The organism is Rhodococcus sp. PSBB066, from assembly GCF_017068255.1.
Lineage (GTDB): Bacteria > Actinomycetota > Actinomycetes > Mycobacteriales > Mycobacteriaceae > Rhodococcus > Rhodococcus aetherivorans.
The window spans coordinates 3,102,985-3,115,113 of record NZ_CP070859.1 but is presented as its reverse complement, the minus strand read 5'-3'; the positions used below and the strand labels follow the sequence as shown (position 1 = coordinate 3,115,113).

Genomic DNA, 12,129 nt, shown 5'->3' with positions numbered 1-12,129 from the left:
GTGTGCGTGATGGCCGAACGCGCCGAGGCGGCGCCGCGCCTCACCGGCCGGATCCTCCTGACCGTTCTCGGTCCCGCGATCGCCTACGCGATCGCGGCCGTCGACCCGCTGATGCTGACCCTCAATCTGTCCACCGTGGGCCGCGGTCTCGACGTTCCCGCCGACCGGATCGGGATGCTCGCCGCCGCCTCCACCCTCATGGTGGCCGCATCCGTCCTCGCGGTCGGGACTCTCGGCGACCGGTTCGGGCTCGCGCGCATGCTCGTGTGGGCCCTCGTCGCCAACATCGCCGTCGGGTTGCTGTCGTCGCTGGCGCCGAACTATCCGGTGCTGCTGCTGATGCGCTTCCTGGACGGCCTGGCGCTGACCGCGCTGCTGGGACTGTCGCTGGCGCTCGTCACCGCCTCCGTTCCGGCCGAACTGCGGTCGACGGCTCTCGGCGTCCTCATGGCCGTCGACACGGTCCTGTACGGCATCACTCCGGCGGTCGGCGGGTGGGTCGTGGAGACGTTCGGCTGGCGATCGCTGTTCCTCGTCACCCCGCCGCTCGCGCTGCTCGCGCTGACACTGATCGTCCGGTTCGTCGACGAACCACCGCGCCGGGCCGCGGGCGGAGTCGACGTCCTCGGTGTGAGTCTGTTCGGGGTGGCGCTGCTCGGCCTGGTGGCGGGGATCGGAGCGGTGCCCGACGGGCTCACCGAACCGCGCGCCTGGGTGCCTCTGAGCGTCAGCGTCGCCGCCGCCGCGACGTTCGTGTGGCACGAACGCAGGACGCCGGAGCCGGCCCTGAACCTGTCGCTGTTCGGGCGCCGCGCCTTCGTCCTCGCGGTGCTCGCGGTCCTGACCGTGAACCTGCTCGCGGCCGGTCTGGGAACCGTGCTCGGCCAGCTCGGCGACTACGTGCTGGGCATGTCCTCGCAGGCCGTCGGACTGCTGTACCTTCCCGGCACGCTCGTGATCGCCGCGGCGAGCGTGCTGGCCGGCCGGATGATCGCCGCGCACACCGCGCGCCCGGTGCTGGTGACCGGACTGTTGGTCATCGTGCTGAGCGGCCTCGTGACGGCGGCGACGGTCGCCCCGACGATGACGGTCGCGGCGCTCGTCGTGGCGACGTGGACCAGCAATCTGGGCGGATTCGTGGCCGGAACCGCGACCGCCGACACGATCCTCTCGCAGGCCGAGACCGGCAACACCGGGTCGATCGCCGCCGTCCAGCCGGCGTTCGGAATGATGGGCTACGCCCTCGGCCCGACCGTCTACATCCTGCTGCTCGACGCGTTCTACCGGCGAGAAGTGCTCGAGGACGCCGAAACTCGCGGCATCTCGGTCCAGGAGGCGGAGCAGGCCGAGCACGCCGTCACGTTGACGATGTCCCACAGCGGCGGCCCCACCGGGTACGACCCCAACCTGGTGCAGCTCGCCCACGGGCTGACCCTCGGCGTCGACTTCACCGAGGGCGTCGCGACCACCATGCTGATCGTCTCGGCGCTGCCGCTCGTCGTCGCGGTGCTGGTCTTCTTCCTCATGCCGCGACGACCCGACGGCGCCGGCGCGCGCACGCCGTGACGGCGGATCCGCCACTGCCGTGCGCGGATTCGTGCGCCCGGTTCCGGGGCCGGTGCTCCTCGCGGCCGGCCCCGACGGTTGCGGTGTCCCTCCGGAACGGGTTCAGTGCACCAGCTTCAGCCCGATCACGCCCCCGACGATCATGCCCAGGAACACGACTTTCGACGCCGACACCGCCTCCTCGCCCGTGGCCATCGCGAACGCCACGGTGAGCACCGCACCGATCCCCACCCACACCGCGTAGGACGTCCCCACCGGCAGCCGGCGCATGGCATACGCCAGTCCCGCCATGCTCGCGACCAACGCCGCGACGAACACCACCGACGGGCCGAGCCGGCTGAGTCCCCGGGACCGATCCAACGCGGTGGCCCACACCGCCTCCAGCACCCCGGACACCACCAGAACCAACCACGACATCACAGCCTCCGACGGGCCGTCTTGTCGCACACCGGGTACGGCGCCCCTCGTCCGGGAGCCCGGTGAGGCAGGCTCGCGTCCACGGTCCCACACCCCGTGACGGGGAACAAGTTCGCCCTCTGCGTGGCGGGACAGCGGGACGCGCTCGCCCGTGGCGTCCGTACCGCGGGGCCGCAGGGAACCGGGCCGCCGCCCGCTGCGTCCAAGCGGTGGAAGGACGATCCGTTTCCACGGAGGGGAGCAGGCCGAATGGACGCAGGCACCGGCAACGGCAACGGCAACCACGAGGTGGTACGCGCCCGGCCCGGGACGATCGCGGCGTTCGGGCACACCGCCGCGGCCCTGGGCGAGCGGCTGCACGACGCCGCCGCCGACGCACGCGCGGCCGATCCGGCACCGCTCGCGACGGTGTTCGGCCCGGTCGGCGCCGAGTTCCTCGCCGCGTTCGCGGCCACCCACCGCGGCCACGGAGCGGAACTGACCCGTCTCGGTGACACCTTCGACGCCATGGGCGCGATCGCGGGTGCCACCGCGGCCGCCTACGAACGCGTCGTCGCCGCCCAGGCGGCACGGCTGAACGCCGCCGGGGCCCCGCGGTGACCGCGGCGCCGGGGGCGGATCTGCTCACCGCTCCCCTGGCCGAGCTGTTGTCGGCGTTCGGCGCCGGAGCGGTCGGCACCGACCCGGCCGCCGTGCTGCGGTCGTGCGCCGAACTGGTCGACGGCGTGCACTCGGTGGGCCGGGTTGCGCTGGGCGAACTCGCGTGGGACTGGGCGGGGGCCGCGGCGGAGACGGCCGTGCGCAGCGGCGAGCGGGCGCTCGCCGACCTCGTCGCCGCCGCCGACCGCGGGACGGCCATCGCCGACGTCGCGGCGGACGCGACCACGACCGTCCTGACCGGTGCAGCCGAAATCGCCCGGCTGATCGAATCGTTCACGACGCTGGCCGAGCGCTCCGCTCCCCTGGCGGCGCTACCGCAGGGGCAGATGATGTTGCTGGTCGCGGCGATCGAGCACATCGCGGCCGGGCTCGACGTGCTTACCCGGGTCACCTCGTCGCTCGCCGAGCAGACGACCAGGATGGCGGAGCTGATGCCCTCGGAGCCCGCACCGGCAGCACCGACGGCCGGCGATCCGGCCGCCTCACCGGCCGGCGAGCTGCGGGCCTTCGGCGGCAACGGCACCGAGGTGCGGCTGCCCGACGGCAGCGTTGCCGTGGCACCCAATCGGGCGGCGGCCGAGGCGGTGCGTCACGCGCTCTCCCAGCAGGGCACGCCCTACGTGTGGGGTGGCACCGCACCGGGGCAGGGCCTCGACTGCAGCGGCCTGACCCAGTGGGCGTACGGGCAGGCCGGGGTGCAGATTCCGCGCCTTGCGCAGGAGCAGGACGTCGGCACCCCCGTCGAGGCGAGCGCGGTGCAGCCCGGCGACCTCGCGGTGTGGGACGGGCACGTCGCGATGATCGTCGGAAACGGCCTCATGGTCGAGGCCGGCGACCCGGTGCAGCTGTCGCCGATCCGGACCACGAACAGCGGGATGGGGTTCCAGGGCTTCTTCCGTCCCACCGGCCCCACCGGCTAGGCCGGGAACCGAGGGGCGCGGCGTCGCGTCCAACCCGGTATGGACACCGCGGAGACGACCATCACGACGGCGACCGCCCGGAACCGGTCCGGCACCGTCTCGGTGCGCACCACCGAACAGGGCCTGCCCGTCGACCTGCACATCGATCAGAGCGAACTACGTTACGGGGCAGCACAACTGGCCGAACAGATCGTGTCGCTGTGCCGTCGCGCGACACTCGAGGCCGCCGCGCTGCACCGAGAGGAGCTGGCGGGCAGGGGAATGCCGGAGGGACTGCTGAACCGGCTGGGACTGCCCACCCACGACGACGTGCAGCGCGCACGCCGCGACGACGCGCGGACGGCCGGCTCTCCGTCGGCGACCGGGTGGTGAGCGCGATGTCGGCGAGCGATCAGCGGATCACGGAGATCGTGGACGGTGTGCGCACGCGGCTCGGGGCCCTGCAGGACTGTGTGGCCGCACTCGGCGTGGTGTCGGGCGCCGCGACGAGCCCGGACGGCCTCGTGCGGGCCGAGGTGGACGGCAACGGCGCCCTGACCCGGCTGTGGCTCGACGAGGCGCTGAGCGGGCTCCACGCGCGCGACGTGGCGGCATCGATCCTGGCCACGACGCACGAGGCGGCACGGGCCGCCGCCGCCGAACGAGCTCGTCTGCTCGGGGAACTCCGCGGTGCACTCGGGTGACGGTCGTCTCATCGGCGCCCAGCTATGTCTTCGGCCGGGACATGGCTAGGCTTGGCGACCATGGCTGGAGACATCGTCCCGATCGAGCTCGGTCTCACCGACGGCGACGTCGTGACCCTCTGGGCGCCGCGGTGGCGCGAGGGCGACGACGAATGGGAGGCGTTCCTCGGCCACGGTGACGATCTGTACGCGTTCGGTGCGGTGGCCGAGCTCGTCGCGTTCGTCCGCTCCGGCGCCGACAACGACCTCGTCGAGCATCCGGCCTGGCCGGTGGTCGCGAAACTCTCCGCGGAGGAGTTCGAGCCGGACGAGAGCCATTCGTACGACCTGATCGGCGTGCCGGAACTGGTGGCGGACGACGCGGACCCGGAGTCCGTCGCCGAACTGCAGAACACGTTCGACATCGTCTCCGTCCTCGGCGACGTGTGCGAGCTCGAGTCGGTGACGAAGTTCTTCGAACGGGCGGAGATCGAGGCGCTGCTGAGCCACGGTGTCGCGGCGTTCGAGGGCCGCGAGGGCGGGGAGCTGTGGAACCGGGTCGGCTCCGCCGTCGCCGAGGACTGGGACGGGGTGATCGACGCGCTCGACGCCGTCGTGACGTCCCCCGAGGTCGACGCCGGGCTCGTCGCCGAGGCCGAGGCGGAACTCGTCGCGGCCGAGGAGAACATCGTCGAGGCCGAGGACGCCGCCGAGGAGGCGGAGGACGAGGAATACGAGTTCGTCGACGGGGACGAGAACGAGGACACGAGCTTCTGGACGGCGGTCGGAATCGACCCGGTCAAGATCATCGCCTCCGACGGCACGTGGTTCACCCTGCGCTGCTACCTCGACGACGACGCGCTGTTCCTCGGCCGCGACGGGACGATCCTCGTGTTCCCCACGGAGCGGGCGCTGGCGCGCTACCTGGCCGACCACCACGACCACGATCTGGCGGCGCTCAGCACCTACGACGACATCCGGCACGCGGCGACGGACGGTTCCCTCGAGGTCGAGGTGACGGACGAGAACGTGTACGTGCTGCCCGGGATCGCGGACGACATCGAGCACGGTACGGAGGCGGTGGACGCCGATCAGTTGGATCTGGCGGTCGAACTGTTCACCGACGCCGCGAACTACGCCGAGGACGACAGCACCGACGCCGCGCTGGCCGGGTCGACGGAGCTGGGCTGGTTCGTCAACTACGTGCTCGAGCCGGATCCGACGCGGCTCGCGCCCAGCGCGCCGTTCACCGCGGAGGCCGAGGCGTGGCGGGCTCTCGAGCGGGAGTTCGAGACCCGGCTGCACAAGCACTGATCGTCCGGCGGAGCACCCGCCCGACCACCGGCGGGGCGAACAGCGTCCCGGGCGGATCCACCATCGCCGCGACGCGGAAGAATGCGCGGACCACCTCGGGATCCTGCGCGGCGGCGGCGTGGACGAGCGGCAGGTAGCGGTTGGCCAGGCGCACTTTCGCGCTGCGCCGGCCCTCGACCTGCGGCCAGGCGAGGTCGCCGCCGGTGGCCATGTCCCAGGGCACGTCGACGACCTTCGCCATATCCCGGAACCATCGATGCGGGTCCGGCTCCCGGCCGCCCTTCAGGTGTTCGGCGAGCAGCCCGGCTTCGAACGCCGCGATGCTCATTCCCTGCGCGTAGATCGGGTTGAAACTGCATGCGGCGTCGCCGGTCACCAGCAGTCCCTCCGGCAGCCGCCGGCACCGTTCGTAGCGCTGCCGCCGACTCGCCGGAAAGTGGTACGACCGGGGCGCGTCGAGCGGCTCGGCGTCCCGGATCGCGTCGTACACGTCCGGGCGGGGCAGGGACCGCAGGAAGTCCACCCAGCCGTCCGGCGAGGACGGGGGCCGGTGCCCGAGCATGCCCACCGCCGTCACGAGGCAGCGACCGTTCTCGATCGCCTGGATGGCGGCACCGCGCGGGTACAGCGGCGACGGCGCGAGCAGAATCCCCAGGTCGCCGCCCATGAGTGCCGGATCGGAGGCGTAGGTGCGCGTGACGTACGTGAGGTCGACGCGCACCTCCTCCCGCTCGGGCGGGTGGTATCCGAGCCGCTCGAGCCACGCCGGGGTTCGCGAACCACGGCCGGTGGCGTCGACGACGAGATCGGCGTCGAGAACCTCCTCGACGCTGCCGTCCGCCCGGCGGAGCACGCGCACGCCGGTGACCTTTCGGCCGTCCCGGCTCACGGTCAATCCCAGCGCGTCGCAACGATCGACGATCCGCACTCCGGGACGTGCGGCGACGCGGGACCGCACCCGATGTTCGAGATTCGGCCGGCTCGCGCTCACCGCCGTCAGGTCGCTCTCCGCCTGCCGGAGGCGGTGGCCACCGAGATACCAGCGCACGTCGCCGCACTGGTCCACCATCGGTGCACCGTCGCCGGCGAGATCGGCGGTGAGCCCGGGCAGCAGTTCCTCCATCGCGCGCATCCCGCCGGCCACCAGCACATGGATGTGCCGACCCTGCGGTACGCAGCGCCGTGCCGCGGCACCGTCCGGCAGTCTGTCGTGATCGATCACCACCACGTCCGAGTACGCATCCGACAACACCCGCGCGGCGAGCAGACCGGCCGTTCCCGCGCCGAGGACCACGGCGCGATCACCGATACGTGTCACCATTTCCGGCACCTCCTCGTTCGAGTGCGAGAAGCATGCGTCCGGAATCTGCTCGGTCACCAGTCCGTTCGGTGCTCGGTTGTGCTCACTGCCGGCGGCCGTACACCTCCTGGTCCCACAGCCACGACACGATCCGCTCCACCCCGGTGGCCAGGTGCCTCCGATAGGTGCTGAACGGCAGTCCGAGCGCTGCCGCGGGCGACTCCTGGGTCGCCGCCGGCCGCAGATACGTCCGGTCCACGGCCCGCAGCAGTTTGTCGTCGCGGGGATGGTCGGCGAGGGTGGCGACCGCGTCGCGCAGCACCTGCTCGAGCAGCGCGACGTCGGGTTCACCGGCGCCGGCCCGGTCGTGGAGCACCCGGGTGCGCAGCAGGGGATTGCGGGCGAGCAGAGCGTGCTGCCGCAGGTCGTGCAGGCCCTGCTTGACCGACTGCGCGAACTCGGGTTGGGAGAGTACGAGCAGCACGGGTGCGCTGGGCACCGGCGGCGACGGACCGCGGGCCAGCGCCCGTTCCGTCACCCGTTCGAGCCAGGCGCCGACCGGGACGCGCCGGAAATCGTGGGCGAACAGGCCGAATCGGCGGGGACCGACGACGAAGTCGCCGCCGTCGACCCGTGGGAGGTCGGCGACGGCGAAGTAGTCGTCCCACCGGTCCGGCTCGGCCAGGACGAGCACGTCGTAGGCGAGGCCCCGGGTGGTGAGGTATCGCTGCATCGTGAGGATCGGGACCGCGTTGAGCGTCGGCGAGGGATCCTGGTACGTCTCCCGGTCCACGACGAATCGGGTCTGGGTGACGACGTCGCCCTCGCGCACCGGCGTGCCTCGCCGCGCGGCCCGCCATGCCGCCGCGGCCCCGGGGTCGCGGTCCCGGTCCTCTTCGGAGGCGCGGGTGAGGTCCAGCAGCCCGATCACTCCGCGGACGGTTCCGTCCGGGCAGCGCAGAACGAAGAAGCCGTCCGGTTGCCGGTCGAGCCACCGCTGCGCGAGCCGGGCGGACTCGGCTCCCTCCGCGGTCCGGATCAGCTCGACGACCGCCGCGTGCTCGGCGGCGGTGGCGGGTTCCGGATAGTACCGGCCCCAGCTCTCCCACTGCACCGGCGAGAGCACGCCGGCGAGGTGACGGAACACGAACTTCAGGTCGAAGATCGCCTGCTGTTGCCGTCGGCCGGTCGCCGAGTCGAGGGTTCGGTGGATGTGCCGCCACACCCGGCGGAAGACGTCGGCATAGCTGTCGGCGTCCCGCCACCACAGGTCGGCGTCGATGACGTCCCGGGCCAGGTCGTGGGGATGCAGGCCGTCGGCCCCGGTCTCGACGAACGAGAGGCCCCGAAGCCACCGGAATGCGTCGTGGGCGCAGTCGTCGCCGGTGCCCAGCGCGTCCCGCAGGAGCGATTCGGTGGTCACGCGTGCGAGTGCGCACACTTCCAGGGCCCGGCGATGCACGGTGCCCGGTTCCTCGTCGACGAACCGGCGCAGCAGCGTCCCCACGAGGTCGGGACTCAGCGGATCCGCGTCGGCACGTCCGCCGCGGAGCACCGCGTCGGCGAGCAACGACAGCGCCAGCGGATGGCCGTGTGCCACGCGGCAGAGGCGGTCGTGCAGGTCGTCCCGGACCCCGACGGCGCGCAGGTAGTCGACGCTCTCCCGGGGTGCGAGATTGCGCATCGACACCACCCGCAGCAGATCGCCCCATGCGAGGTCCGAGCGCCACTGCGGCGACGGCGGACTCCGCCCCGCGATCACGGTCACCGCGCTGTCCGGCAACCGCGGCAACAGATCCCGGCGGATCCAGCCGTCGATCGGTGCGAGTGCCTCGTACGTGTCGATCACCATCACCAGCCGTTGCCCGGAGGCGGTGGCGATTCGATCCGCGTCCAGGTCGAGATGCTCCGCCAACGAGGCGAGCACGGCGGCCGGGGCGGGAACGAGGTCCCGCCCGTCGAGACGCACGAGGACCGAACCGGCCCCGACGGCGAGATCGGCCACCTCGTCGAGCAGGCTCGTCTTACCGATCCCTCCGGGCCCGTACAGGTACAGCACCGAGAACGGGGGCCGGGGCGAGTCGAGGGCGGCACGTACGAGTTCGAGCTCGGCCGAACGACCGACGAACCGGCGCCGCCGGCGCGCGGCGAGCACGTCGCCGAGAGTTGCCGAGGGCGGGACGCGATCGCCCATACCTCGACCCTACGAGGTGAGGTCCGCCGAGGGTACTGTCCGACGAGGGGACTGTCAGCCGATCAGGACGGCGTAGCCGGGCTTGATCACGTCGTCGATGAGCTCGAGCCGCTGGTCGAACGGCAGGAACGCGGACTTCATCGCGTTGATCGTGAACCGCTCCAGGTCGGACCACCCGTACCCGAACGTCTCGACCAGCCGCATCATCTCCTTGCTCATCGTCGTGTCGCTCATCAGGCGGTTGTCGGTGTTGACGGTGACCCGGAACCGCAGGCGCGCCAGCAGGTCGAACGGATGCTGCTCGAGGGTGTCCACGGCGCCGGTCTGCACGTTCGAACTCGGGCACAGCTCGAGCGGGATCCGCTTGTCGCGGACGTAGTTCGCCAGCAGGCCGAGGGTGGCGGCGCCGTCCGCGGCGACGGTGATGTCGTCGACGATGCGCACGCCGTGGCCGAGGCGGTCGGTGCCGCAGAACGCGATGGCCTCGTGGATGGACGGCAGCCCGAAGGCCTCCCCCGCGTGGATCGTGAAGTGCGCGTTGGCGGCGCGCATGTACTCGAAGGCGTCGAGATGCCGGCTCGGTGGGTAGCCGGCCTCGGCACCGGCGATGTCGAACCCGACGACGCCGCGGTCGCGGAACCGCACCGCGAGTTCGGCGATCTCCCGGGACCGGGCCGCGTGCCGCATCGCGGTGAGCAGCAGCCGCACCCGGATCGGCTGGGCGCCGGAGGCCTCCACCGCGGACTCCCCCGACCGGAACCCCTCGAGCACGTGCTCGACCACGGAGTCCAGGTCCAGCCCCCGCTCGAGGTGCTGCTCGGGAGCGAAGCGGACCTCGGCGTAGACGACGCCGTCGGCGGCGAGGTCGAGCACGCATTCGCGGGCGACCCGCTCGAGGCCGTCCGGGGTCTGCATGACGGCCACGGTGTGCGCGAACGTCTCGAGGTACCGCTCGAGCGAGCCGCTGTCGGCCGAGTCCCGGAACCAGCGCGCCAGCTCGGGTTCCGTGCCGGCCGGCAGCCGGTAGCCGCAGGCATCGGCCAGCTCGAGTACGGTTCCCGGCCGCAGACCGCCGTCGAGGTGGTCGTGCAGAAGCACTTTCGGCGCGGTCCGCAGCGCGGATTCGGTCAGTGTCGTCGTCGCCGGCTCCGTCATGCCCCGACGGTAGTCGGCTAGGCGGTGATCCGCTCGACGACGAGCGGCCGTGTCGCCGGCGTGGAGTCGGAGATGTGCACGCCCTCACCGAGCGTCGCCATCGCGGCGGGGAACTTCGCCGGGGTGTCGGTGTGCAGGGTGGCGATCACGTCCCCGGCGCGGACCCGGTCCCCCGGCTTGACGTGCAGCTCGATCCCCGCCGCGGCCTGCACGGGTTCGCCCTGCCGTTCGCGGCCGGCGCCGAGCCGCCACGCGGCCACACCCACCGCCATCGCGTCGAGTTCGGCGAGCACGCCGTCGCCGGGTGCGCGCAGCACCTCGGTGTGCCGGGCGACCGGCAGGGGCGCGTCGGGGTCGCCGCCCTGCGCGGCGATCATCGCGCGCCACCGGTCCATGGCGGTGCCGTCGCGCAACTTGTCCGCGGGGTCGACGTCGTCCCGGCCGACGGCGGCGAGCATCTCGCGGGCGAGGGCGAGGGTCAGCTCGACCACGTCGGGCGGGCCGTCGCCGGCGAGCACCTCGACGGCCTCCCGCACCTCGAGGGCGTTGCCCGCGGTCCGGCCGAGCGGGACGTCCATCCGGGTGAGGAGCGCGACGGTGTGCAGCCCTTCGTCCTCGCCCAGCTCGACCATGGTGCGGGCGAGTTCCCGGGCGTCGCCGAGGTCCTTCATGAAGGCCCCGGAACCGACCTTGACGTCGAGGACGAGGGCGCCGGTGCCCTCGGCGATCTTCTTGCTCATGATCGAGCTGGCGATCAGGGGGATGGACTCGACGGTGCCGGTGACGTCGCGCAGGGCGTAGAGCCGGCGGTCGGCCGGGGCGAGGTCGGCGCCGGCCGCGCAGACGACGGCGCCGACCGCCGGGTCGGCGAGGATTTCGGCGATCTCGGCGATGCTCAGCTCGGCGCGCCAGCCCGGGATCGATTCGAGCTTGTCGAGGGTGCCGCCGGTGTGGCCGAGTCCGCGGCCGGAGAGCTGCGGCACGGCGACGCCGCAGGCGGCGACGAGCGGGGCCAGCGGAAGGGTGATCTTGTCGCCCACACCGCCGGTGGAGTGTTTGTCGACGGTGGGCAGGCCCAGGCCGGTGAAGTCCAGCCGCCGGCCCGAGTCGATCATGGCGGTGGTCCAGCGGGCCGTCTCGGCGCGCGTCATGCCCCGGAAGTAGACGGCCATCGCGAGGGCGGCCATCTGCTCGTCGGCGACGACACCACGCGTGAACGCCTCGATGATCCAGTCGATCTCGGCTCCGCTGAGCTCCTTGCCGTCCCGTTTGCGGGTGATGATGGACAGGGCGTCAGGCACGGTCGGCACCTCCCGCCTCGCGCACCGCGTCCAGGTCACCGGGGCCGAACGCGTCGGGCAGCAGCTCGGCGATGGGGCGCGGACCGCGGCGCGTGTCGACCTCGAGCTCGGGGCCGCCGTGTTCGAGGAGGATCTGCCGGCAGCGTCCGCACGGGCTCAGGACGGCCCCGCGGGCATCGCAGACGGCGACGGCCCGCAACCGCCCGCCACCACCGGAAATCAAGTTACCGACCAGTACACATTCGGCGCACAGACCCACTCCGTGTGAGACATTTTCCACATTGCATCCGACGACGATCCGTCCGTCGTCCACCAGTGCCGCGGCCCCCACGGGGAATCGGGAGTAGGGCGCGTACGCGCGGCCCATCACCTCATGTGCTTTGGCGCGCAAGGTTTTCCAGTCTACGTCCGGCATGGTTGTCCATCCTGTCACGGTGGCCGATTCCACGGTTCACCGGCCCGGCCGGGCCAGATCACAGTTGGAAAGGCAAACCTAACTTGTTATTTGGAGGCCGTACGAACCGCTACTCGAATTAGTTCCCGACTTTCGGATAGGACTAAAGTCGGTCCAAGTCGGTTCAGGTTCACGTCGAGCCCGTGCTGCGGAATCCCCCAGAGGCTGGAGAGGCTCGACGCGTCC

General features: G+C 72.0%; 12 protein-coding genes and 1 riboswitch. Of the genes, 6 read left to right on the top strand and 6 right to left on the bottom strand.

Annotation, left to right across the window (positions count from 1 at the left end; all coding sequences use genetic code 11):
• Positions 1-9 precede the first annotated feature (9 nt).
• Complete coding sequence (locus JYA75_RS14185; RefSeq protein ID WP_050035490.1) at positions 10-1,566, top strand: MFS transporter; 1,557 nt, start codon at positions 10-12, stop codon at positions 1,564-1,566.
• A 102-nt stretch (positions 1,567-1,668) separates the two neighbouring features.
• Here JYA75_RS14185 and JYA75_RS14180 read toward each other — a convergent pair whose 3' ends face one another.
• Positions 1,669-1,983, bottom strand: a complete 315-nt coding sequence (locus JYA75_RS14180) for an SMR family transporter (RefSeq protein WP_006939659.1) — start codon at positions 1,981-1,983, stop codon at positions 1,669-1,671.
• A gap of 10 nt (positions 1,984-1,993) precedes the next feature.
• Positions 1,994-2,061: riboswitch (guanidine-III (ykkC-III) riboswitch) on the bottom strand.
• Between the two features lie 171 nt (positions 2,062-2,232).
• On the opposite strand from JYA75_RS14180, the gene JYA75_RS14175 reads away from it, so the two are divergent.
• The 5 genes from JYA75_RS14175 to JYA75_RS14155 are packed head-to-tail and all read left to right on the top strand — an operon-like array spanning position 2,233 to position 5,539.
• The gene (locus JYA75_RS14175; RefSeq protein WP_050035491.1) at positions 2,233-2,583 is read left to right on the top strand and encodes a hypothetical protein; all 351 of its coding nucleotides are present in this window, start codon (positions 2,233-2,235) and stop codon (positions 2,581-2,583) included.
• Positions 2,580-3,563: a C40 family peptidase gene (locus tag JYA75_RS14170; protein WP_029544713.1), complete on the top strand. Its 984-nt coding sequence runs from the start codon at positions 2,580-2,582 to the stop codon at positions 3,561-3,563. The genes JYA75_RS14175 and JYA75_RS14170 overlap by 4 nt, the downstream gene beginning before the upstream one ends.
• A gap of 39 nt (positions 3,564-3,602) precedes the next feature.
• Positions 3,603-3,935: a hypothetical protein gene (locus JYA75_RS14165; RefSeq protein WP_050035492.1), complete on the top strand. Its 333-nt coding sequence runs from the start codon at positions 3,603-3,605 to the stop codon at positions 3,933-3,935.
• Positions 3,936-3,940: 5 nt separating this feature from the next.
• Positions 3,941-4,246 (top strand): YbaB/EbfC family nucleoid-associated protein, encoded by a 306-nt coding sequence (locus JYA75_RS14160; RefSeq protein WP_006939673.1) that lies wholly within the window; start codon positions 3,941-3,943, stop codon positions 4,244-4,246.
• Positions 4,247-4,306: 60 nt separating this feature from the next.
• The gene (locus JYA75_RS14155; RefSeq protein WP_006939675.1) at positions 4,307-5,539 is read left to right on the top strand and encodes a hypothetical protein; all 1,233 of its coding nucleotides are present in this window, start codon (positions 4,307-4,309) and stop codon (positions 5,537-5,539) included.
• On the opposite strand, the gene JYA75_RS14150 is transcribed toward JYA75_RS14155, so the two are convergent.
• From JYA75_RS14150 to JYA75_RS14130, 5 genes are all read right to left on the bottom strand, one after another.
• Positions 5,472-6,860, bottom strand: a complete 1,389-nt coding sequence (locus tag JYA75_RS14150; protein WP_202916584.1) for an FAD-binding protein — start codon at positions 6,858-6,860, stop codon at positions 5,472-5,474. The genes JYA75_RS14155 and JYA75_RS14150 overlap by 68 nt on opposite strands.
• A gap of 82 nt (positions 6,861-6,942) precedes the next feature.
• Positions 6,943-9,033, bottom strand: coding sequence for an ATP-binding protein (locus JYA75_RS14145; RefSeq protein ID WP_203330120.1), 2,091 nt, complete (start codon positions 9,031-9,033; stop codon positions 6,943-6,945).
• A gap of 54 nt (positions 9,034-9,087) precedes the next feature.
• Entirely contained in the window at positions 9,088-10,188 is a 1,101-nt protein-coding gene (locus tag JYA75_RS14140; RefSeq protein WP_050035495.1) for an adenosine deaminase, read from the bottom strand.
• Positions 10,189-10,205: 17 nt separating this feature from the next.
• Complete coding sequence (locus JYA75_RS14135; protein ID WP_006939678.1) at positions 10,206-11,489, bottom strand: thymidine phosphorylase; 1,284 nt, start codon at positions 11,487-11,489, stop codon at positions 10,206-10,208.
• Positions 11,482-11,904 (bottom strand): cytidine deaminase, encoded by a 423-nt coding sequence (locus tag JYA75_RS14130; RefSeq protein WP_029544723.1) that lies wholly within the window; start codon positions 11,902-11,904, stop codon positions 11,482-11,484. Before JYA75_RS14130 ends, JYA75_RS14135 begins: the two co-directional genes overlap by 8 nt.
• Positions 11,905-12,129 lie beyond the last annotated feature (225 nt).

Bases quoted from the DNA above. Each gene is read 5' to 3' on its own strand.
- JYA75_RS14185 (WP_050035490.1), top strand. From the start codon at position 10: ATGGCCGAACGCGCCGAGGCGGCGCCGCGCCTCACCGGCCGGATCCTC.
- JYA75_RS14180 (WP_006939659.1), bottom strand. From the start codon at position 1,983: ATGTCGTGGTTGGTTCTGGTGGTGTCCGGGGTGCTGGAGGCGGTGTGG.
- JYA75_RS14175 (WP_050035491.1), top strand. From the start codon at position 2,233: ATGGACGCAGGCACCGGCAACGGCAACGGCAACCACGAGGTGGTACGC.
- JYA75_RS14165 (WP_050035492.1), top strand. From the start codon at position 3,603: ATGGACACCGCGGAGACGACCATCACGACGGCGACCGCCCGGAACCGG.
- JYA75_RS14160 (WP_006939673.1), top strand. From the start codon at position 3,941: ATGTCGGCGAGCGATCAGCGGATCACGGAGATCGTGGACGGTGTGCGC.
- JYA75_RS14155 (WP_006939675.1), top strand. From the start codon at position 4,307: ATGGCTGGAGACATCGTCCCGATCGAGCTCGGTCTCACCGACGGCGAC.
- JYA75_RS14150 (WP_202916584.1), bottom strand. From the start codon at position 6,860: ATGGTGACACGTATCGGTGATCGCGCCGTGGTCCTCGGCGCGGGAACG.
- JYA75_RS14145 (WP_203330120.1), bottom strand. From the start codon at position 9,033: ATGGGCGATCGCGTCCCGCCCTCGGCAACTCTCGGCGACGTGCTCGCC.
- JYA75_RS14140 (WP_050035495.1), bottom strand. From the start codon at position 10,188: ATGACGGAGCCGGCGACGACGACACTGACCGAATCCGCGCTGCGGACC.
- JYA75_RS14130 (WP_029544723.1), bottom strand. From the start codon at position 11,904: ATGCCGGACGTAGACTGGAAAACCTTGCGCGCCAAAGCACATGAGGTG.